Genomic DNA, 23,683 nt, shown 5'->3' on the forward strand with positions numbered 1-23,683 from the left:
ATCTTTTAGGATACTGCCATAGGATTACCTGTAAAAATTTTTTTATATTTCTCGTCAACTATATCCCCACCTAAAAAATACTTATAATAATATTATTAGTTTATTGAGTTAAAAATTATCTACAATTTAAAAAATAAAAAATTATTTTCTTAAAAGATTTTGGTCTCAATCTAAAAAAAGGACTAATCTCTATGACTAGTCCCATTCTTTTTATTAAAGTGAATTTTTAATTTTTTCTGCTCTTTCAATAAGCTTGTCCTTGCCTAAAAGGTAAAGGATATTTTGCATTTCTGGTCCGTGAACATTTCCAGAGATTGCAGCCCTAACTGGCATGTAAAGTTTCTTGCCCTTTACTCCAGAGTCTTTTTGCACTTCCTTCATAAGTCCCTTGGCAGTTTCCATATCAATTTCATCGTGGGATTTTACAATTTTTATAAAGGAATCAAGAAGTCCTGGCACGTGTTCTTGTGCAAGCTCTTCTTTTGCGGCATCTTCTGTGATTTCAATGTCGCCAAATAGGAACTTAATGTGTTCTGGAATATCTTCTAACTTGTCACAAGCTTCTCTAACTGTGTCTATTAAGATCTTGTACCATTCAAAGTTATCCCTAATTTCTTCTTTGCTTAGTAGGCCTGATTCAGTTACAAATGGGATAGCAAGTTCTGAAAGTTTTTCTAAGTCATAGGACTTCATGTAGTGAGAGTTAACCCAATTTAACTTGTCTGTGTCAAAGATTCCTCCAGACTTTCCTACCCTGTCAAAGGAGAATTTTTCTACTAACTCGTCTAGTGACATGATTTCTTCTCCATCTTCTGGAGACCAGCCAACAAGTGCAAGATAATTTACAATACCTTCTGGAAGGTAGCCCCTCTTCTTAAAGTCTTCTACAGAAACATCTCCTTGTCTCTTAGAAAGTTTTTTTCTGTCCTTATTTAAAACTGTTGGAAGGTGAACAAATTCTGGCGCTTCCCAGCCAAGACATTCGTAAAGGTAAACGTGCTTTGGAGTTGAAGGAAGCCATTCTTCTCCTCTAACTATGTGAGTGATTCCCATTAGGTGGTCGTCAACAATTACAGCCATGTGATAAGTTGGGAAACCATCTGACTTCATTAATACTTGGTCGTCTATTTCATCAGTGTTTATTGTAACTTTTCCACGAACTGCATCGTTAAAAGTGATGTCCTTGTTCTTTGGAAGTTTAAGTCTTACAACATAATCTTCTCCTGCTGCAACTCTCTTTTTAGCTTCTTCTAGAGGAATCCCACGGCAAAGTCCATCATACTTTGGAACCTTACCCTTAATTCTTTGTTCTTCTCTAAGATTGTCTAATCTTTCCTTGGAGCAGAAACAGTAGTAAGCGTGTCCTTCTTCAATTAGTTGATCAACATATTTTTTGTAGATGTCTAATCTTTCTGATTGGATGTAAGGTCCACAATCGCCAACTTCTGTTAGCTTGCCATCCCTTACAACAACACCTTCGTCATGAGAGATGCCTGCCCATTCAAGGGATTCAATTAGGTTTTCTATGGCACCTTCCACATATCTTGTCCTATCTGTATCTTCTATTCTCAAAACAAATTTGCCGCCATTTTTCTTTGCAAATAGGTAGTTGTAAAGAGCTGTTCTCAAACCTCCAATGTGAAGGTAACCTGTTGGTGATGGTGCAAATCTTAATTTAATATCTGACATTATTTCTTCCTTTCTATTTACTTTTCTATTTATTTTTCTATTCACTTTGCTGTAATTTCTATAACTTGATAATAAGCCCAGTGGTTCCTCTTTAGGTCCTTAAATGGGTTCTTTGAATACTTATCCAAGAAAGACTTGTTGATCTTCCTATCTAAAACTTTATTAAATATTGTGGCAGCTTCTGCCCTTGTTATCTTGTCATTTGGCTTAAATTCATTTTTTGATTTTCCAACCATAATTCCATGACTTGATAGGGTATTTATGGCATCACTTGCCCAATAGTTTTCTTTTACGTCTTTAAAGTCAATTGGATTGTTGCCCACATTTAATTTTAAATAATTTGCCATCATGCTGGCAAATTGTGCCCTAGTCATTGGCTCCTTTGGTCTAAAAGTTCCATCTTCATAACCTGAGATTAGGCCCTCTTTTTCTATGAAGACAATATTGTCATAGAACCATTGGCCTTCTTTAAGGTCACTAAACTTAGTATCTCCATTGGACTTGGCCTTGTCGTCAATTAATCTCTTTAAAACTGAAGCAGCCTCTGCCCTAGTTATTTTTTCATTAGGAGCGAATTTATCCTCAGATATACCTGCCATGTATGGTAGTCTAACAAGCTCTATGGACTTTTGAAGTTCTTCAAGAGACTTATTAATTTCATCAGTTGAAACTTCGCTCTTTACAACAATATATTCAGCTGACGCAATTGCTGCACGAAGTCTTCTTTCATTTTGAATTCCTGCCTTGGCAGTGGAAAGATTTTTTCCAAAGTCCACATAGTCAGTTAATTTCTCAAGAGTTTTTATTGTGCTGTAAGTTTCTAACTCGTCGTTGTTTTCATTTACAAGTTCTGCTGACTTCTTGGATTCCACCTTGGCCTTTACCATATAGTCCAGGCTGGCTTCCTTGTCTTTAGTAGTCGCAGCTATCCTTAGGTATGATCCTTCTTTTAGGTCTAGGCCTTCAAAGATAAAGTTTCCCTTGGCATCGGCCTTTGTAGTTGCCACAAGTTTCTTATCAATGGCAAGTCTCAAATCAGCATTTTTTTCTGTTGTTCCTTCAATCTCACTTGATCCATCGTAAACGTCCTTGATAGTCAAAACACCATTTTGAGTTTTTGTTGATGATTCAAGATTTTTTTGGTCACTTTTAGTGTCCCCTTCCCTGTCAACATAAGAAAGGACAAAGGAGTTTTTTAAGTTGGAACTTGAACCAACATCACTTTTCACCCTAGTGTTGATCTCTAGATTTAACTTGTCTCCCTTGATTACAGAAAGGTCATTGGCATTAATAGTGACAATGTTTTGGTCCTTTCCCTTAATGGAAGTTTCCCTAATATCAAGCTTGCCAGCCACTTCCTTCTCATCAATTAATTTTGTTCCCTTTACATCAAGTGCCTTATCAAATAAAAGAGTTACAGAAAAAGATGAATACTTCTCCTTGTAGTCTTTTGGCAAATTTACAATTAAATTATACTTTAGACTGTCTCCACTCTTCGCCTGTGAAAGACCTGGTTGTTCTAGAACAACTTGGATGTCTTCAGCAGCAAAAACATTTACAAAAAGAGTAAGAGCCATTACTATGTATAAAAACATTTTTTTCATAAAAACGCCCCCTTAATATACTTACAATTATACTAAAGGGTCCCCAACAATTCAATAAATGAGACTTTATAAATAATTCTGACCTTACAAGAAAATAACACTTCACAAAAATTTATGACTTCACAAATAATTACAAGTTTATACAAAATTGTTACTCGTGAATTTATTATAAACTCATAAAAAAATCTCACCTACAAAAATATTATCAACTCATAAAAAATTACCACTTATAAACTCACTGTTAACTCATAAAAAAATAGGACCTCAAAATAATTTTTGAAGTCCTAAAAAATTCTTATTTCTTATAAAGGTAAAATTGGTCTTAGGTATCTTAGTGTAAAGATAAGGGCCAATAAATACATAACAGGTGAAACTTCTTTTCCACGTCCTGTTGTAACTTTTAAGATTACATAAGAGATCATTCCCACAGAAATACCTTCTGCAATTGAATAAGCAAAGGGCATTGTCACCATTGTCAAAAAGGCTGGAACTGATTCTGTATAGTCATCTAATTTTATTTGATTAATTGGACTAATCATAAAAAGTCCTACCATTACAAGGGCAGCTGATGTCGCTTGTGCTGGCACAATTGAAAAAATCGGGAATAAAAATAATGATATAAAGAAGAAGAAGGCACAAGATAAAGTTGTAAGTCCAGTTCTTCCTCCATCAGCAACACCTGATGCAGATTCAACAAAAGTTGTAACAGTAGATGTTCCTAAAAGGGCACCAATAACTGTACCAACTGCATCAGCTAAAAGTGCACGTCCAACTCCTGGTAGGTTTCCATCTTCATCAATTAGGTCTGCCTTAGTTGCAACTCCAGTAAGAGTTCCCACTGTGTCAAATAAGTCTACGAATAAGAATGTAAACATTACAGAGAACATATCAAGTGTGAAGATGTCTCCCCAGTGAAGCTTAAAGGCAACTGGCTCAAGTGATGGTGGAAGTGAAAATAACATTCCTCCAGGTAAGTGGCTAACTCCCAAGATAAGGGCAAGTACAGTTCCAGTTATAATTCCATATAAAAGTGCTCCCTTGACATTTTTTGCTGTTAAAAGTGCCATCACCATAAGTGATACTATAAAAACAAGAGATGGTCTTGATGCAATATCTCCAAGAGCAATAAGAGTTGCATCGTTATCAACAATAACTCCTGCTGAGATAAGTCCCACTAGGGTAATAAAAAGTCCAATACCAACTGATACTGCATTCTTAAGTGACATTGGTATTGAAGTAAATATTGCTTCACGAATATTGAAGAAGCTCATCACTATAAATACAATACCTTCCAAGAATACTGCCGTTAGGGCGTAGGACCAGTCGTGACCCATGCTTAGGACAACTGTGTAAGTGAAGAAAGCATTAAGTCCCATCCCTGCTGAAAGTGCGAAGGGCAAGTTTGCAAAAAATCCCATAAAGATCATTGCAATGATTGAAGCAACTATGGTCGCAGTGAAAACTCCACCCTTGTCCATTCCAGTTTCAGATAACATATTTGGATTTACAACAAGTATATATGACATTGTCATAAAAGTTGTAAGTCCTGCCAAAAATTCTGTCTTGGCATTAGTCTTCCTCTCATTGAGAGAAAAAGTTTTTTCTAAAAAACTTGAATTTGTTTCCATTTTTTCCTCCTCATTTAAAATACATTTTTAATTCTATCATATTGTGAGATAAATGGCAGGAAGATGATGAATTTATTTCTGTGAAAATAATTTTTAAATCAAAAAAAGACTCTTGAAGTGCGGCTTCAAAAGTCTTTCTCTATTAATAATCTTTTCTCTCTCCTATTATTAGAGAGATTATATAAATTGTCATTACAAAGGCAAGTAAGAATAAAGTTAATTTAAGAGAACTTGTCTTTTTTATTATGCCCAGGAAAAAGCCTGAGGGATTCTTTCCAAGTTTATCTAAAAATGGAAGCAAGGCAGGAGAGCTTGTAAATATTGTTCCCACTCCACTATTTTGTCCAAAGTAAAGATAGATGGGAATGTTTATAAGGTAATAGGCCATCATAAATAGTGAAATAAAAAGTCCAAACTCAAATTCCTCCCCACGCAATTTAACATTTTGTAAGATGTAAGCCATTAAGAGCCCATCTATAATAAATATTATTGCAATCTTCAAGAACTTTACATTTATTATGTCACGTCTCGATACACCCATACACAAAAAATATGGTTTGCTCTTGTCAATCATCATACCTTCACTACTTATTACATATAATACGAAATGAACTAGGATAGCTGATAGGTAAACTAGAACGAAGGATTTGTCTGTGAAAAACCTATATTCTTCTGACATAAGTCCAATAGTCTTTAGGGAAAATATCATTATTATAAATATTAAATAAGCAATAATAAATTTTTTCCTAATTTTAAAATCATTTTTTAAAAGAATTTTCATCCTATCCCCTCTCTCAAGTATTTTGTAGAATATTTATAGTCTAATCCAAAGGACAAGATGCAAATTATTATTGAGCCTACTATAAATATTGGTCTGTAGTTAATTAAAATGTCATAATTGGTCATGTAGATTAGGCCAAAAATTATACCAAATCCAACAATCAATAGACCATATAGTAATGACACTAAACCTTTTTTGTATTTTGTAAAAATTAGGTGACTAAGGCTAAGGGCGAAAAAGTCCAAGGCTATTAGGATGTTGACATACATATTTAAAATAAGTCTGTCTCCATCAGAACTGGTAATCATCCCAATTAAAAATACAAGACTAGTAATAATAAATACTATTAGATTTTTTATAATCTTGGCAAGAGAATAATCTTTTATAGATGCTGGCATAGTCATGAACTTTTGAAAATCTTTGAAGTTATCTCCAAAAACAACTTGTGACCTCAAACTAAAGACCATAATAAAGGCCCATTGCAAAAAAAATTGTTCAGATTTTTCCCCTGTAATCACAACACTCAAAGCTAAAATTGCCCCAATAACAATTACAAGTGGAAGGGCAAGCTTTTTTACAAGTTTAAAGTCATTATATAAAACTGCTTTCATATTATCTCATTCTCCTTTAAAAGTTTTGATGAGAATTTATAATCCATAAAAACTGAAATTACTGGTAAGGCTATGGAAAGAATTATAAAAATTATTTTGTAATTCAAAAGATACTTGGTGTATCTAAGCAATGGCATCCCAACTAATAAAACAAATAATGTATAAATTATAAAAATATAAGATTTTTTATATTTTGAAAAAAATATATGGAAAATGCTCATTAAGCTAAAATCAATTGCTAAAAAATAAAATATAAATCTTTTTATAATTTCCATTGTAATATTTTCTTTAAAAATTACTAAAGAAAAAAATGCTGTCGATGTTATTACATAAACAATTATATTCCTCATGATTTTTCCAAGGGCATAGTCATTAATAGAAACTGGTATTGTTAAGAAATTACCCATATCATTATACTTATCTCCAAAGACAATTTGACCTCTTAATGTATAAGAAACAATGGCAACGCAGTAGTTGAGAAGTCTGTTGTCTCCTCCCCTATTATTAATAAAAATTAAGAGTATTAATGCCAATCCTACTATTGATGCTAAAAAATAATACTTAAATATTTTCCACTCATTTATTAATACTGCTTTCATTGTCCACCTCTTGATAAGAATATCATTATGTCCTCCACATTTGCCCTGTCCACAACTTCATTTGGATAAAATTCTTTAAAAACTTGGACATTTTTTATCAAGGCTTCTGTTGAGTATTTATTTTTTCTTGTCTTTAAGATGAAGTCTCCATAATTTTTTAAATTTTCCTCAGAAGTTTTTAAAATTCCATACTTTTCTATTAGAGAGTCCTTTTCATCGTATAAGATTAGTCTTCCCTCGTGGATATAAATTATATAGTCGGCAATTTTTTCTATGTCAGACAAGATGTGGGACGAAAATAAAATTGTCTTATCCCCATCCTTGATGTAGTCAAACAAAAATCCTATAATCTCGTCACGAATAACTGGGTCGAGACCAGAAGTCGGCTCATCAAGGATCAAAAGGTCTGGGTCATGACAAATGGCAGAAATAATTTTTAGCTTCATTAGGTTACCGGTAGAGAGTTCGTTTAACTTTTTGTCCCTGGGCATCTTAAATTTTTCTGCGCAGTCATAAAACATATCTTCATCAAAATTTTTGTAGGCAACTTTTAAAATATCAACAACATCTTTGATCTTAAAAGTATCGTTGAAGAAGGAGTCAGGTATCACTGCCCCAATTTTCTCAAAGGATTCCTTATGGATTTCTTCTCCAAAAACTTTTATGTCTCCATCATACCTATAGAGGTCCAAGATGCACTTAAGTAGTGTTGTCTTGCCCTACAATGTCAAGCAATTGTTACATAAAATTAGACGATATTTCTATCGCCTAATTTATATACAAAACTTTTATTTTAACTTTTTTATACGTTCACTTTCTGTTAGAATCCTCATTTGTTCAATAGCAATTGCATTTAATTTTTCTATCCTTTCAGTTGCATCCATTCCCTCATTTATAAAAACAGCATTTAAGTTCTCAAGATTTGATAAACACACTAATTGTGATATATCAGCATAGTCTCTCATATTTCCTTTTAACTCCGGATTACTTTCACGCCATTCTTTTGCTGTCATTCCAAACAAAGCTACATTTAATATATCTGCTTCACTTGCATAGATATAGTTTATTCTTTCCTTTGATAATTTTTCAGGGACAAGATTATTCTTAATTGCATCTGTATGAATTTTGTAATTTATCTTAGCTAAATTCCTCTTGATATCCCAACCTAATTGTTTTTGTTCTTCTTCTTTTAAGCGCTCAAACTCTTTAATAAGATAGAGCTTAAAATAAGGTGATACCCACGACGCAAATTCAAAAGCTATGTCTTTATGTGCATATGTTCCACCATATCTTCCTGCTTTGGCAATAATTCCGATAGAATTCGTCTTATTGACCCATTGTTTAACCGATAAAATAAAACGATTAAAACCTGCTTCATTTTTAATTCCCTCGAATTCGGTGGAATTAAAATTCGCATTATACATTTCTTCCCATATTCCTAAAAATTCAATTGTATTTTTATTCCTTAGCCATTTTTCTATCAGTGCCACACCATTTTCAACATTTCTAACCATGTCGGTTAAAGAAATATAATCTCTATTATCTATGGCAATAATGCTAATTTCTGATCCTTCCACATTTATTTTAGACACAAAAATCACCTCACAATATCTCATTTTAACTATAATTATATCATTTTTTTGTTTGTTCCTAAATATTTACCCTATCAACTCATAGTAAACAGTACTATTTATTTCCGCAAATTTTCTCGTCATTATTTACATTTTGGCGTATTAAAATTAAAGTTGGCGAGATTATGAGTTACTTTTAATACTATCCATCTATATTTCTACAATTTCTATTTCTCCACTTCTTGATACAATTATCTTATCAATTTTATTGTCTAAATAAGCCTTCAATAAACTTTCTTCGTCTAAGACTGTAATATCCATTTCTTTCCTTGAATCAATCTTCTCTGACTTCAATTCTTCCAACTTACTCTCCAATAATATCTTTTTATCTTTGATAAAAGTTTTTTCCTTTAGATACTCCTCTTTCGAAATATTTTTCTTTTTATAGTTTTCATAGATGATTTGTAAATTGCTGTTTAATATGGATATTTCCTTTAAAATCTCTTCTTTTACATTCTTGTGTTCTATAACTTTCTCTTTATTTAATGTGTTTTGAATCTTAAAACCTTTTAATTTAGGTTTTATAAGTTCAATAATATCTTTCTCTTTGATATTGTTTGGTGTTTTCTCAGCTTTACATAAATTACAATAATAAATCTTATACTTGTATATTTTATCAGAATTCTTCTTTTGTCTACTGTCACATCGTAAACTCATATGTCTACCACATTCTTTACAAAAAATCTTATCAGAAAAAATAGAACGATTTTTATTTCCTGTATATCCCCCAAAACTTCTTTTTTCTTTTATTTTCTTAACCTTATCAAACACTTCTCTGGAAATAATAGCTTTATGGGTATTTGGAAGTATTTTCCACTCCTCTTCAGGAAGTAAAATTCTTTTTCTTCCACCTATTTTTGTTTCTTTGAATTTATTATATACATAATCTCCTGTATATAGTTCGTTCCTTGTAATCTGTGAGATAGCTGCATTTGTCCAAACTCTTTTCTTTACTTCACTTCCGGTAATTAAATTTCCAGTATAATCAGAAAGTTTCAGTTCTTCTTTTCGTTCAGAGCGTGTAATATAACCTTTTTCATTAAATATATTAGCCACTTGAATACACGAATATCCTTTTAGCAATAAATCAAAAGCTTCTTTAACTATAAAAGCTGTTTTTTCATCAATGATGATACTATGTTTATCTTTTGGATCTTTAATATATCCAAAAGGTGCTGCCCAATTTATATTTTTCCCCTGCGATTTAATTTGCCTAATAGAACCTCTTACCTTTTCAGATAATTCCTTACTGAATAAATCATAATACAATGTCTTAAACTGTGTATCTGTATCTAAGCCATTACCTTGTTCTTTTAAAGAATCATAGTTGTCATTAATAGCAATAAATCGTATTTTTAGAAATGGTAATATATTGCTTAAGTAATCCCCAAGCAAAATATAATCTCTTGAAAACCTAGACATATCTTTTACAATTATAGTTCCCACTTTACCACTCTTTATATCCTCAATAAGCCTTAAAAAGGAAGGTCTATTTGTATTAGTAGCAGAATATCCATCATCTACATATTCTTCTATTTCACAACTTTTTAAAGATGTTTCATTTTCAATGTAGCTTTTTATATAATCTCTTTGATTTGCTATACTTTCACTTTCATCCACTTTGTGATAATCTTCTTCAGAAAGTCTTAAATATATAGCTATCTTATTCATGCTCTACCTCCAACTGCTTTCCCACATCTTTATCAAGTTTAAACTTAAAATATATGGTAACCTGCTTATACTCTGATATTTCTATATGACTAATTAATGTATCGACCAATTCTTTATCAACTTCTATGCTTTTAGCATCCAAGCAGCAAAATAGTACATCTATAAATTCTATAATTTCTCTTTTTTTCTTTTTTATATTTCTTATTCTTTCAGCAAAAACTTTTAATTCATTTTTTAAGGTTTTTATTTGATTATTTATTTTTTTACTTTCTATTTTAAAATCACTTAAAAGAACCTCTCCTTTAACATAGTTTTCATATTGTTCTTGTAGATTGATCCTAAGAGAAGCAATCTTTTTATTATTTACATCTGTTTTTAGAGAAACTTGATTTATCTTTTCAGTACTTATATTTTCTAAATATATTTTTAGTCGTAATCTTTTATCCTTTTTATAAAAGCTTGAAAACAGTCTTTTAAAGGTATCTACTAAAATTTTGTCTAGGTCTGTTTCATATATTCTGACATGAGATTTTTCTAATTTTAATCTGTCTCCACCTTTACAATAATAGCAATAGCAAATCTCATCATGATATTTCAGTCCTCGTGGTCCATATTGTTTTTTCAAATTTCTACCACAAACACTGCATTGTATGAGGTCGTCATACTTTCCTTCTTTTTTATGATCTCTTTGAATTTTTACTCCAACATTTTCTTTTCCGTCTTTTATTATGTTTTTCAGTGAATGGTAAGGTAGATAGTTTTGTTTTTTCTCCTTTATCTCTCTGATATTTTCAAATGTAGTTTTGTCTATTAAACCTTCGTGGGTGTTCTCTGTTATAATCCACTCTTCTTTATCACGAAACTTACTTTTCCTACTTGGATCATGTCTATTTGAGTAAACTCTTTGAATCAAATTCCCAATATATACTTCATCAGAAAGCATTTTTGATATATAAGAAATATCCCATTGTCTTGTATCTTCTTTATCCTTAAAAATTTTACCTGTTCTTTTATATTCATCAGGTGTCGTATATGTTTTAGTCAATTCTCTTGCTATTTGCATATTGGATTCACCTTGACTTGCCATATAAAAGATAAGTCTTACTACATCTGCTGCCTTTTCGTCCATCATCAGAACTCTTTTTCCATCAATTTTATCAACCTTATAGCCATACGGAGCCATTGCTCCTATAAAAGACCCTTGTTTCATTTTTATTTCTTTGGAGGCTTTTATTTTCTTTGAAATATCTTTTGCGTATAAATCATTGAAGATATTTTTTACTGCTATTTCATAACTCTGTTCTGATTTTATACCGTCTTTAGTATCCAAATTATCATTTACGGAAATAAATCGAACTCCCAAAAATGGAAATACTTTTTCGATATAGTTTGCGATTTCTAAATACTCTCTACCAAACCTTGACATATCTTTTACTATGATACAATTTATCCTACCTGTTCGGATATCTTCCATCATTTCAATAAATGCAGGTCTTTTAAAATTTGTTCCAGAATATTCATAGTCCTTGTATACTCTTAAAATCTTTATATCTTTTTCTTTTGCAGCATTTATACAAAGTTCTTCCTGCATTTCAAGTGAATTACTTTTATCCCTGTAAGCTTCCTTTCTTTCCTGTGATAATCTAGCATAAATACCGGCAATGTATATTTTTTCAATCACTTTTCCAACTTCTGTTTCTGATTGTGATATATGCCTATTTTTTGTTCTAGCCATAGCATACCTCACTTTCAGCACTTACAAGACTTTTATTCATAACAGTGGGGATAGTTTTTGACTTCCTGCTTATATCGATACTTTTCTTTTTTATGGTGTTAGATTTAATGTCAGACTTATCCATTTTTGTCATTTCTTCAAGTAAAGACAATTCTTCGGTATGATTAAACCTAACATCTATCGTTTTATCTTCAGAAATAAAAATTTTATCAATGAGCATCACAACAGACAATCTATCTATTTCCGATAAATTTTTATATTTGTTAATGTCGATGATCCAACTCTTATTTTTGTCAATCTTCTCCTTAGTATATTCCTGTTTTTTCAATCTATACTCGATACTTTCATCTAATTTAGTCAGTTTCTCTGTATAGTTTTTTCTAAAAAGTTGATATTCTTCTTTACTAATAACATCTTCTTTCAGGTCAAGGTATAGGGAAGATAAGAGTTCTTCTGTCATTGCTTTTTCTCGTTTTAGTATAGGAATTTGATTGTCTTTCAAATTTTTATTTATATCTATACGCTGAACTTTAGAATATAGATTTTCATTAAATTCAATGTAGGACTTCATTATTTTAGATACTGCTTTTATCAAGGTTTCTTCTTTTATGCTGTGTCTTGTGCAAGATTTTTCCTTGTTATACTTTGAACAGATATAGAATATCTCTTCTCTTTTTTTATACTTTACAGTCCTTCTAATCAAAGAACTTCCACATTCTTTACAAAAAAGCATTCCTGTAAAAATATCAATTTTGTCCTTTCCACGAGAATTATTCAAATCTCTTTTTAACATAGTATTTGCAATAGTAAAAACTTCTTTACTTATAATTGATTCATGGGTATTTTCTACTCTTATCCATTCTTCTTTCTCTTTTTCTATCTGCTTTTTATTTTTATAACTTAAAGTAACACTCTTTCCTTGTAAAGTATTTCCAATATATACTTCATTTTCTATAATTCTATTTACTGTCTTTGCTGACCAAGTTCCACCTTTTGTATTTTGAAATCCATTACACTTAAATCCTTGACTTTCTTTATATTTTCTTGGAGTTAAAACTCCTAAATGATTTAGTTCATCTGCAATTGCCTTTGAGGAATATCCCAAGAGTTTCATATCAAATATATTTTTGATAATATCTGATATCTCTTTATCAATCACTAACTTGTTTTTATTCTCCTCAGACTTTTTATATCCATAAGGTGCAAAAGCACTGATAAAGTCTCCTTTTTCTCTTTTTATCTTTTGAGAGCTTTTTACCTTATTGGAAATATCTCGGCAATAACTGTCATTGATGAAGTTTTTTATAGGAAGTATAAGGTGTGTATCGTTTATATCTGCACTTTTACTATCGTAATTGTCATTTACTGATATAAATCTTATACCGTTTTCCGGAAATATTCTTTGAATATATTTTCCAGCTTCTATATAATCTCTTCCGAATCTTGATAAGTCCTTTACAATAATTGTATTGAACTTTCTATCATAGGCAGCCTTTATCATTTCTTTAAAATTGGGACGATCAAAATTTGCACCTGAATACCCATCATCCACATACTCTTTGACAATTGTAATTTGATTTTTTCTTGCATAAGAGTTTATAATTTCTCTTTGATTAGATATAGAGTTACTTTCTGTTTTTTCGCCATCTTCTTTTGATAATCTTAAATACATAACTGCCAAATTTTCTTTTGCTAAATTGTTTTTAAACATAAAAAAGCCTCCTTTAATTCAATTTACATACAATAAATCGAACCAAGGCTAGGCTTCCACAAAAATATTATAACGCTCCTTATATTTTCTGTCAGCCCCTAATAGACAGAAAATTTTTCTTTGATGTATTCCTCTACTAAATTTTCTAAGCTAAATCCATTTTCATTAAATTTAACTTCTATATTCCAACCATCAATTTGATTTATCATCTGTTTATCTTTTTTATCTGTTTTCATTTCTGTATTTATATTATGTTCATCACACATAATATCTTCTCCTTATCTTCAATATTTTTAAGTTTTTTGACATTAACAGGCGTGTAGGTCACGACATTGGAATTTCACCACCGCCCCTTTTCAAGATGAGCCGGCAACAACTGTAGAAGTATCATTATCCCCATTTGCTTCAATGCATCAATTTCCTAGGTTGAATATATAATTTCTTTTTGTCGCTCGTTTTCTTTTATCCTTCTTTTAAACTAGAGTATTTATTTAAACCGAAATCCTTATCAGCAGAAAAGTTATGGCGAAGAAATTATAAAGCTCCACAAATGGTTAATGTCCTGTCTTGGTCTATTCAGTTGTCAAGGTTCAAATTTCTATTAATTTCTTTTTTTATATAAAAGAGGACAAAATTCCCCTTCACTTTATAAAGGAAAATTTGCCCTCTTTGGTAACCATAATTTATAGTTCTTCTATAAATTTCTTTAGTTTTTCTAAAATTTTATCTCGTCTTTTAATTAAAGTTGGATGTGAGATATTTTGAGTCTTCGCTACTGCACGAAGTGTTTCATCATTGAAATATAATCTTTCTATGATTTCCCGCTCATCCCTATTTAACTTTGACAAAGCACTTTTTAGTGCTTCAATCATCATTTGTGTAGCTACAACTTTTTCTACATCAACGTTTTTATCCTCTAAATTATCTTCGAAATTCCCATCATGATTTAGGGACGAAAAAAAAGAGCAAGTGGTTTTTCTTGTCCACCTGCTCTAAATATTTTTCATGTTCTCTTTCTTGCCAGTAGACTTTGTATATCTGCTCGCTTACTTTGATTTTTTGCCCACCGACATAAAGGTAATATTCTTTTGTCATTTATGTTTCCTCCATTCTTTTTTGTCTTTATGTTTTCAGACAAAAAAAGGAGGACTCCTGCTCTTGGGCATGGTTAGTCCTCTAGAATGAAAAAAACTCTTTCTAATAGTAATTGTATTTAATTTTTTAACTGAGTTATCTAACTTGTAAATAGCGTAAACCAAAGAAAAAAGGTAAATGTACTTTAATTATATTTATTTGCATATTTCCCTCCATTCTTTTAAATAAACCCACTTATTATTCATTACTTGAATTTTTCAAACTAATTTTATCCATCCTATTTAATTCCCCAAACATCATTACTACACCAACTATTATCATAATTAAATCTACAAGGGGTTCTGCAAACCATACTGCTTTAACTCCAAATATCATTGGTAAAATAATCATGGCAGGTATGAATAAAAATAACTGCCTTAGCATGACTATTATGCCAGCTTTTTTAGCGTTTCCTATTGATTGGAAGAATGTTATAGTCATTACCATTACTCCATATAGGATAAAGATAGAATAAAATAGTCTAAAGTTCCCTATCCCTTGAGTTATAATACTTTCTTCTACTCCAAACAAAGAAAGAATATTCTTTGAAAATGCTAATGCTGGCACCCAAAATATTGATGCAAGAACTAACCCTCCGATAGAAAATACTTTCATAGCTTCTTTTACTCTATCGTATTTTTTCGCTCCAAAATTTGTACCAACTACAGGTTGTAAACCTTGACTCATTCCCCAAAGTGGAATGAATGAAAAGGCATATATTCTAAGTGTTGCTGCCATCAAGATAGCATTTGTATCTCCGCCATATTTAAATGACATTTTATATAGCATTGTTTGTTGAATCATAAATAAAATTTGCATCATCATAGCAGATGACCCTACGCCAAACATTTCTTTTTTTATTTCCTGATCAGGTTTGATTTTATTTATTTTTACTGCTTTACTTTTATATTTGAAGTAATGGAGTGTTATTATTGCTTGAACAAATTGTGCTGTAATAGTTGCAAGTGCAGCCCCTTCAATTGCATATTTTCCCATTAATTTCATTAGAATGGGATCAAGAATTATGTTTAAAAAAGCTCCTAGCCCCATAATGAGCATTGCTTTTTTCATTAATCCTTCTCCACGCATAACCATGTTTGCTGATTGAGTAAAGTTTACAAATAAAGAACCAATAAAAATTACTCGTAAATATCTGATACCATATTCTTTAATTTCTCCACTTGCTCCAACCATATCTAAAAAATGTGGTGCAAGTAAAATTCCGCCTATTGTAATAATTGATGAGAATAGAATAACCCAAAATATTAAATTCCCCATAATTTTATCAACTGTTTTTTTGTCGCCCTTTCCTATAGCTCTTGATAAAACCGATGCTGAACCTACACCAATAAGTGTAGATACTCCACTATTAAAAAAGGTAAGTGGCATAGCTACACCACAAGCTGTCATTGCAGTTTGTCCTATAATATTTCCTGCAAAAATTCCATCCATTAGTGGATAAAGACCTATTACTATCATTCCTATTACAGCAGGGATAGATAATTGAAAAAGTAGGTCTATAGGTCTTTTGCTTAATAATTGTTCTTTCATATCTTGTTTCATAAAATCATCCTCCTTTTTTCATATTCTTAAAATCCAAACCACTTGTAGGTTCGTCAAAAATTAAGATTGATCTATTACTCAAATTTAAATCTTCCACTTTTCAGATTGTTTTCTGATTTCAATAAAATCCTTATATATTCCATGTTTAGATGCAAGTTCACTATGTGTTCCTACTTGTTTTATAACACCATCTTTTAAAACAACTATCTGATCTGCATTTTTTACAGTAGAAAGCTTGTGTGCAATTACAATAACGGTTTTGCCTTTTAATAAGTTTTTCAAAGCAATCAATAATTCTTTTTCATTTTCTGGATCTACGCTTGAAGTTGCCTCATCAAGAACTACAAACCTACTCGGTTTTAACATGGCTCTTGCAATAGAAATTCGTTGACGCTCACCACCCGATAGATTTGAACCCCCTTCTTGCAAAACAGTTTCATAAGCTTGTGGCAATTTCATAATAAAATCATGGCACTGAGCTTTTTTGGCAATATCTATCATTTCTTCATCTGTTGCATTTGGATTACCAAACTTAATATTGTTTTTTATGGTATCATCAAAAAGATACACGTCTTGAAAAACAAAGCTAAAATTTGAAAGCAATTCATCATACTTGTACTGTTTAATATTTAGATTTCCAACTTTTACTTCGCCAGAATTTACATCCCAAAACCTCGCCATTAAATTGCAAAGTGTTGTTTTACCACTTCCTGAAAATCCAACAAGAGCAGTAGTTTTTCCATCTGGAACAAGCATACTTAGATTATTGAAAAGATTTTCTTTTCCATAAGAAAATGAAATATTGTTCATTGATATTTCTGCTTTATCTACTTCTGTCATTTCACCTTCTTCAATTACAGGCAAATTTCTTAAATTTATAACAGTATTAAGATTTCGTACAGCAACACCCTTAATACTCTGCATACTTCCTGCTAATTCAAATCCAGAAAAAACAACAAAACTCATAACAATTAATATAATAGCTTTAGTAACTTCAATATCCCCTGATAAATATCTTATTATAGAACTAAAAATTATCACACAAATACCAAGTTTAAATACTAACAAGAATAAAAACTGTGTTGGAACTAAAATTTTTTCTACAGCAAGGAAGCCTTTGCGACTTTTTGTAATACTTTCGTTTAGTTCCTTGACTGTATTTTTATCTTTTCCAAATGCTTTAGTTATTCCTATCCCATTTACATACTCAAGCATTTTTTCACTTAAATCCAATTTAAGTCCTAACAATCTCTCTGTTAGTTGATCTGTGCTTTTTTGTGTGAATAAGTTTACTAAGGTTCCAACAATCAAAGTCAACAATATAATTATAGCTGTTGCAAAATCATAAGGTAGTATGAAAATAACCATAATTAGTGTCTGTATTGTACCTACAAGCATTTGCTCAATAATAAAAACTCCTATTGTTTCAAGTTCACCTATAACAGTTGACAATGCTCCTGCTATATTCCCTAAAGAATTTGTGCTGAAATATCCCATGTTTACATTTTTTAAACGATCACCAATATATAATCTATTTTCTGCTCCTAAATTGTACGAAGCAATATATTTGTTTTTATCAGCCAGATATCCAAATATAATTTTCCCCACCAAACTTATAGCTGCAATAATAAAAACAATATACACATCTTTCATTAAAATGCTTTGGTTCGTAAATATATTTTCACAAATTTTGGTCAAACATAATAGAATTGCACCTAAAGAAACTCCTTCAAATACTCCCTTAAATACATCAAAAATAAGCATTTTTGTTATTTTATTTGAATATGACCCTGACACCTCATATAAAGTTTTTATCAATTCTCTCACTTTATATCACCTCGATTTCTTTAGATTCTGTATATACATCCCACATTTTTTTGTATCTCCCATTTAACTCTAGTAATTGTTTATGAGTGCCTTCTTCAATTACTTCTCCATTATCCACCACAATTATTTTATTTGCATTTACAATTGTAGATAACCTGTGAGCTACCATAATCACTGTTTTATCTTTAATTAACTTATCAATAGACTGTTGAATAACTGATTCATTGTCAGGATCAGAATATGCTGTTGCTTCATCAAGTAGTACAATAGGACTATTCTTTAAAAAACACCTAGCTATTGCAATTCTTTGCTTTTCTCCTCCAGAAAGATTTGCTCCTCCCTTCCCTACAATAGTTTCATATCCATTTGGTAGGCCCTTTATAAAATTATAGCAACTCGCTTTTTCACAAGCTTCTTTAATTTCATCCATACTCGCATCTTCTTTCGCCATCTTTAAATTTTCTAATATTGTTTTATTAAAAAGAAAGTTTTCTTGCGATACATAGCTAACAAGCTCCATATTCTGTTTTAAAGGCAATTCGTTCAAATTTGTTTTTCCAATTAAAATTTCTCCATTAGAAACATTCCAAAATCCTGCGATTAGTTTTGTAATAGTAGACTTTCCACTACCTGAATTTCCAACGATTGCAGTTAACTCATTTTCATTTGCTTTAAACGAAATATTATTTAATACATTCTTTGACTCTTCATATGCAAATGTAACATCTTTAAACTCTACATCATAAGATTTTATATCTCTTACTTCTTCTCCTCTTTTTAAGTTAGGAATTTCCATTATTTTTTTTATTTCTTCAAATACAACTTTTATATTTGCTATTGTTTCCATATGACTCATAGCTTTTATTAATGGTTTATATGAAGCATATGATAGCAATATACACGTGATAAGAGTTCCTACTTCAACACTACCCTTCATAAAGAAATACAATGAAGCTGGTAAAACGAATACCATAGTTGACGGGATAGTTTCCATAGTTGCTGTCATTGAAAAACAAACACTCAAATACCAATCAAGCATTGCGTTCTTATTCTCTTCAACAGTCTTTCTAAATTTCCCAAATGATGATGCTGATTTATTAAATGCTTTTATAACTTTAATACCATTTACATATTCAACCATTGTCGTATTCATAGCTTTAGCTGCTTCTTGGTATCTTTTAGATTTTTCTTCATAACCTCGCATCATTAACATTGAGAACAATAATCCTAATGGAATTGTAAGTAAATTTGCAATTCCTATTCTCCAGTCCATTATAAAAATTGTTATGATCAATACTATAGGAATGAATATATTAGCAATAACTTCTGGAATCACATGAGCAATCGGTTTTTCCATTTTATCAAGTGTTTCCACCATAAATTGAGACCACTGTCCGCTGCTTTTTCTTTCAACTTCTCCCATAGAAATTTTACTTAATTTGTCAGCTAATAACTTTCTTTTATCTTCAATAATCCTGTAGGCAAGATTATGAGAAATAATAGTAGATATTTCATGAAATAATATACTTGCCAAAAATCCCAAAAATACAGCAAAAATATATGGATAATAATTATTTAAATTTGCATTTTTTGCAACCAAGTTATTAATAATGGCTGCTACAGAAAAATAAGGTATTACACCAAATCCTACTCCTATTATCGCAATGAATACAGCTGCGAAAATCTTGCTTTTATGTCCCTTTAAGATATCCATCTTTTACCTTCTTTCATAAAATCTTTTTATTCTGCCATCGCAAATTTCCAATAATTTATTACATGTACTATCAATCAATTCATTATCATGCGTAACAATAAATATAATTTTATTATTTGAAAATTCTTTAATGACTTTGCTTATTTCGAGCATATTTGTATAATCAAGTCCACTCGTTGGTTCGTCCAAAATAATAATTTCTCTATTCATTAACATCCCCAATGCTACAGAAAGTCTCTGCATTTGACCTCCTGATAAGCACATAGGATGACGATTATCTAATTTTTTAAGATCTAATTTTTCTAGAATATTATCTATTTGCTTTTCATCTATTTTAGAATCAAATAAACTAAATTCATCTCTTACAGATTCCGAAAAAAACTGATGAATTACATCTTGCATAACCATATAACAAAGTTTTCTTCGTTTTTTATATTTTATGGGACTTCCTTTATAGCTTATTTTTCCTTCGTTTTCTTTCAACAGTCCACACAAAATTCTCATTAATGTTGTTTTTCCTTGACCATTTTTACCTGTTATTGCAATAATATCTCCCTTGTTTCCGGAAATATTTATCTTATCTAAAATTTTTTGTTTCTTATTTTCATATTCTAAATTTGAAACTACAAAGTCATCAGATTCACAAATGTGACAGGATTTGCAAAATCATCATTTTTCTTTCTTACAAAAGTTCTAAGTCCTAGTTTCTTTCGTGAGTCATCACTAATTGAAGAAAATTCCACATTTGAAAAACATATTTTATTTTTCCGTCTTGTAAATAAATAGCTCTATCAATTAAATCCATTAATAATAGAGTCTATGTTCAGAAATAATAATTGTCTTGCCCTGAGTTTTAAGATTTATAAGCATCTCTCTTTTCTTTCAATGCCATACTCATCAATATTTGCAGAAGGTTCATCAAACACATATACATCTGGATTGGTAGCATAAATAGATGCAATAGCAAGTAATTGCTTTTCTCCACCTGACATCATAAAAACATTTCTGTTTTTTAATCTTTCAATTCCCAAATCACGTACCACTTTAAAAACTTGTCTTTTTATTTTATCAGGTTTTCACCTAAATTTTCTAATCCAATGTTAGTTCACTATCTGATCTAAATTAAAAAACTGTGTTTTGGGGTTTGAAAAATTGTTCCCACTTTTTCAGAAATTTCATATATCTTCATTTTTTTTGTGTTTATCCCATTTATAAAAATATTTCCTAATAAATTTCCCTCTAAAAAATGAGGAATCAATCCATTGATTAATTTTGTTATAGTTGTTTTCCCAGAACCAGATTTTCCGCATAATAAGATAACTTCTCCTTGATTAATCTTTATTGAAATTTCTTTAACTGTTCTTCTAAGCTTCTCTTATAGGAATATGAAGCTTCATTTTATTAATCATTTTCGTACCTCTTATAAAAATAACTTGAACTTTAAATTAAAGAACATCAGAATGCATAATAGAATAATTATTAGATCCCAAATGTTAAATCCTGCATCATCCATAAAAGTCTTTCTTGCAGGATTTTCTATCCCTCTTACTGTAATAGCCTGAGCTAATTCATCTGCGGTATTAGAAGCTGTAACTATTAATGATATTAGTCCTAATTGTATCTTTTTAAATCCAGTCACGCCTCTTATTTTATTGCATCTGAGATTAATATTTTTCTTCTCTTAAAGATGGAAAATATCTGATGCCTATTGCTAGAGAAATAATTAGGCTTTTTGGAAAATGCATCATTTTTAAGGCATACATAATATTTCGTATAGGATTAGTTTTTACAAGAATTTGACCAACTAAAAAAATCGGTATTAACTTAGGAGCATGAATCACCAATAATCCAAAATGTGCTGATATGACATCTGGTAGAATCGGCAAAACAAAATATTTCAATCCCTGTAATAATACAAACATAGATAATGCCTTTAAAGATATTTTAACAAGTCCCATAAATAACGCTATAATAGCAACAATTAAAAGAATAAAAAAATCTAATTTTAAGCTATTATTTGCAAAGCTAATAATACTAACTGAAATCAAAAAAATGATTTCAGTTAGTGGATTTAGCTTTATAATGCCTCTTACAATACCCTCCATTTACATAATTCCAGCTTTCTCAAAACGTTTTTTGAACATTGCTTTACCTATATATGCACCAATGACTCCTCCAATAAATGCAGTAATGATCATCCCGATAAGTGTTGGAATTGAAATTAAAGTTTGTAATTTATTTACATATTCTGGACTCATTCCCATTTTATAATAGACTTCATATAAGATTCTTGGAACAACCACATAGGCAATGGTGAGCCAATCAACCCAATGCAAATCAATCCTGAAGATACTATTACGCTTTTTTGACTTTTATATCCCAAAATTTTTCTAGTAATTTCTGCTAAAACCCTGCATAACGCAAGTTATGACAATTGAAAAGTGCATCTCCCTATAGCAAAATATATAATCCCTGTAATTGCTATCAAAAGTAAAGCCGTTCCTGGTTTTGGCACCTTAGAGACCAACAACATGTAAATAAAATTACATATTATGCCTGTCATTGCTGGCCATAATAACCAAAGTATCGGAGAAAACACAGGAATAAACATTACCGCCATGGATAACGCCATATAAATCACTGAAAAAATGCCGATGTTAACTAAATCTTTTGTTTTTAATTTGATTCATTCATTTGAATACCTCCATTTAATTTTTATATTTATTTACCGTACAATATGATTGATTCAAAATAATCTTTACTGGTAAATTTTTTTTATTTTTGTTTACTTTCCATAAAACGCAGAAAATCGGGATTAACCCGATTTCAAAATTTATTATTTTTTAATTTTATTATGTTTTCATTAATAATCCTCCTCCAACCAAAATTCATTGCTGCCTCCATCATATCGAAAAATTTAAGGCTTCATTATATGGATACCTATGTGTGATTACCTCAAATAAGGCGTACATGCCATTGTATAAAGAACATGAAGTTCATCATCATTCAAATCATTTACTTCAATCTTTTTTCTTTAAGAATCTCATTAATTTCTTAGCGCCCTGCACTTCAAGATTCACTAAATCATGACGAATTGATTCAAATTCCGTACCATGAGAACAGTTAAACAGAAGATTAACTATAGGATCGTTTTGGTAAATAAATTCCAATAATTCCCTATACTATCATCAGATTTTTCTCCAAAGCTTGTAAACCATTTACTTTAATTTCTTCAATCGCTGATTGTCAATTCTTTACTTCTTCTGTATAAGTGATTAAGTATAGTACTTACAAGTACTTTAAAATATCTTCTTTAGATTTAAAATGCTTATATATTGCACCAGCGTAATTCCTGCATTTTTAGCAATAGTGCGAATAGAAGCCTCTTCGAATCCATGCTCTGTAAACTCGCTTTTGCACTTTTTAATATTTTCTCTATTGTAACATCTTTGTCTCTCAGTAAGTTTCATCCCAAATTAAGATAACACCGTTTACTATATTTTAGCATAAAGAAGCTAATGAAGTCAACAATCACTATCAATTACATTTTTTATGATAACATATTATTTAATTATCTATAAATTCTCTTGTTAGGTCCGCTACTAGTTTCCATTCTGGATCAAGCATACAATCATGACACACATCGTCTAAAACAACAATTTTTTGATTTATACAACTTAGCTGATTCTATTACTGATTCTCCGAGTAAACAATTGTCATTTTTAGAATATATGGTTAAATTGGAACATTAAATTCTATTTTTTTAATTGAGGAATAAATAACAG

General features: G+C 30.6%; 20 protein-coding genes and 2 pseudogenes. All 22 read right to left on the reverse strand.

Annotated elements, in window-relative coordinates:
• Nucleotides 1–213 precede the first annotated feature (213 nt).
• Nucleotides 214–1,689, reverse strand: coding sequence for a glutamate--tRNA ligase (gene gltX / locus I6I93_RS02070; RefSeq protein ID WP_201621244.1), 1,476 nt, complete (start codon nucleotides 1,687–1,689; stop codon nucleotides 214–216).
• Between the two features lie 41 nt (nucleotides 1,690–1,730).
• Complete coding sequence (locus I6I93_RS02075; RefSeq protein WP_112890553.1) at nucleotides 1,731–3,293, reverse strand: S-layer homology domain-containing protein; 1,563 nt, start codon at nucleotides 3,291–3,293, stop codon at nucleotides 1,731–1,733.
• A 302-nt stretch (nucleotides 3,294–3,595) separates the two neighbouring features.
• Nucleotides 3,596–4,921: an NCS2 family permease gene (locus tag I6I93_RS02080; protein ID WP_112890554.1), complete on the reverse strand. Its 1,326-nt coding sequence runs from the start codon at nucleotides 4,919–4,921 to the stop codon at nucleotides 3,596–3,598.
• Nucleotides 4,922–5,063: 142 nt separating this feature from the next.
• Complete coding sequence (locus tag I6I93_RS02085; protein WP_112890555.1) at nucleotides 5,064–5,702, reverse strand: ABC-2 transporter permease; 639 nt, start codon at nucleotides 5,700–5,702, stop codon at nucleotides 5,064–5,066.
• The gene (locus tag I6I93_RS02090) at nucleotides 5,699–6,313 is read right to left on the reverse strand and encodes an ABC-2 transporter permease (RefSeq protein ID WP_112890556.1); all 615 of its coding nucleotides are present in this window, start codon (nucleotides 6,311–6,313) and stop codon (nucleotides 5,699–5,701) included. The genes I6I93_RS02085 and I6I93_RS02090 overlap by 4 nt, the downstream gene beginning before the upstream one ends.
• Nucleotides 6,310–6,912, reverse strand: coding sequence for a hypothetical protein (locus I6I93_RS02095; protein WP_112890557.1), 603 nt, complete (start codon nucleotides 6,910–6,912; stop codon nucleotides 6,310–6,312). Before I6I93_RS02095 ends, I6I93_RS02090 begins: the two co-directional genes overlap by 4 nt.
• Complete coding sequence (locus tag I6I93_RS02100; RefSeq protein WP_236587203.1) at nucleotides 6,909–7,604, reverse strand: ATP-binding cassette domain-containing protein; 696 nt, start codon at nucleotides 7,602–7,604, stop codon at nucleotides 6,909–6,911. Before I6I93_RS02100 ends, I6I93_RS02095 begins: the two co-directional genes overlap by 4 nt.
• 96 nt (nucleotides 7,605–7,700) lie before the next feature.
• Entirely contained in the window at nucleotides 7,701–8,504 is an 804-nt protein-coding gene (locus tag I6I93_RS02105) for a KilA-N domain-containing protein (protein ID WP_022620611.1), read from the reverse strand.
• Between the two features lie 189 nt (nucleotides 8,505–8,693).
• Nucleotides 8,694–10,214 (reverse strand): recombinase family protein, encoded by a 1,521-nt coding sequence (locus tag I6I93_RS02110; protein WP_112890558.1) that lies wholly within the window; start codon nucleotides 10,212–10,214, stop codon nucleotides 8,694–8,696.
• A complete protein-coding gene (locus I6I93_RS02115) occupies nucleotides 10,207–11,895 on the reverse strand; it encodes a recombinase family protein (protein ID WP_236587181.1) in 1,689 nt (562 codons plus the stop codon). Before I6I93_RS02115 ends, I6I93_RS02110 begins: the two co-directional genes overlap by 8 nt.
• 46 nt (nucleotides 11,896–11,941) lie before the next feature.
• Nucleotides 11,942–13,660: a recombinase family protein gene (locus I6I93_RS02120; RefSeq protein ID WP_112890256.1), complete on the reverse strand. Its 1,719-nt coding sequence runs from the start codon at nucleotides 13,658–13,660 to the stop codon at nucleotides 11,942–11,944.
• A gap of 98 nt (nucleotides 13,661–13,758) precedes the next feature.
• The gene (locus I6I93_RS02125) at nucleotides 13,759–13,926 is read right to left on the reverse strand and encodes a hypothetical protein (RefSeq protein WP_000332792.1); all 168 of its coding nucleotides are present in this window, start codon (nucleotides 13,924–13,926) and stop codon (nucleotides 13,759–13,761) included.
• Nucleotides 13,927–14,343: 417 nt separating this feature from the next.
• Nucleotides 14,344–14,755 (reverse strand): annotated as a pseudogene (locus I6I93_RS02130) (RNA polymerase sigma factor).
• 237 nt (nucleotides 14,756–14,992) lie between these two features.
• Nucleotides 14,993–16,357: an MATE family efflux transporter gene (locus tag I6I93_RS02135; protein ID WP_112890257.1), complete on the reverse strand. Its 1,365-nt coding sequence runs from the start codon at nucleotides 16,355–16,357 to the stop codon at nucleotides 14,993–14,995.
• Between the two features lie 84 nt (nucleotides 16,358–16,441).
• Complete coding sequence (locus I6I93_RS02140) at nucleotides 16,442–18,184, reverse strand: ABC transporter ATP-binding protein (RefSeq protein WP_094210127.1); 1,743 nt, start codon at nucleotides 18,182–18,184, stop codon at nucleotides 16,442–16,444.
• A 1-nt stretch (nucleotide 18,185) separates the two neighbouring features.
• Nucleotides 18,186–19,898, reverse strand: coding sequence for an ABC transporter ATP-binding protein (locus I6I93_RS02145; protein ID WP_048950572.1), 1,713 nt, complete (start codon nucleotides 19,896–19,898; stop codon nucleotides 18,186–18,188).
• Nucleotides 19,899–19,901: 3 nt separating this feature from the next.
• Entirely contained in the window at nucleotides 19,902–20,546 is a 645-nt protein-coding gene (locus tag I6I93_RS09115; RefSeq protein ID WP_306344729.1) for an ATP-binding cassette domain-containing protein, read from the reverse strand.
• A gap of 212 nt (nucleotides 20,547–20,758) precedes the next feature.
• Complete coding sequence (locus I6I93_RS09315) at nucleotides 20,759–20,929, reverse strand: ATP-binding cassette domain-containing protein (protein ID WP_269090129.1); 171 nt, start codon at nucleotides 20,927–20,929, stop codon at nucleotides 20,759–20,761.
• A gap of 86 nt (nucleotides 20,930–21,015) precedes the next feature.
• On the reverse strand, nucleotides 21,016–21,246 hold the full coding sequence (locus I6I93_RS09320) for an ATP-binding cassette domain-containing protein (RefSeq protein WP_306344730.1): 231 nt from the start codon (nucleotides 21,244–21,246) through the stop codon (nucleotides 21,016–21,018).
• Between the two features lie 72 nt (nucleotides 21,247–21,318).
• Nucleotides 21,319–21,537: a hypothetical protein gene (locus I6I93_RS09455; RefSeq protein ID WP_236587204.1), complete on the reverse strand. Its 219-nt coding sequence runs from the start codon at nucleotides 21,535–21,537 to the stop codon at nucleotides 21,319–21,321.
• Nucleotides 21,538–21,562: 25 nt separating this feature from the next.
• A complete protein-coding gene (locus I6I93_RS09460) occupies nucleotides 21,563–22,003 on the reverse strand; it encodes an energy-coupling factor transporter transmembrane component T (protein ID WP_236587205.1) in 441 nt (146 codons plus the stop codon).
• Nucleotides 22,004–22,530 (reverse strand): annotated as a pseudogene (locus I6I93_RS09405) (MptD family putative ECF transporter S component). It lies immediately after the preceding gene.
• Nucleotides 22,531–23,683: the final 1,153 nt, after the last annotated feature.

It is taken from the genome of Peptoniphilus harei, from assembly GCF_016726485.1.
Taxonomy (GTDB): Bacteria; Bacillota; Clostridia; order Tissierellales; family Peptoniphilaceae; genus Peptoniphilus_A; species Peptoniphilus_A harei.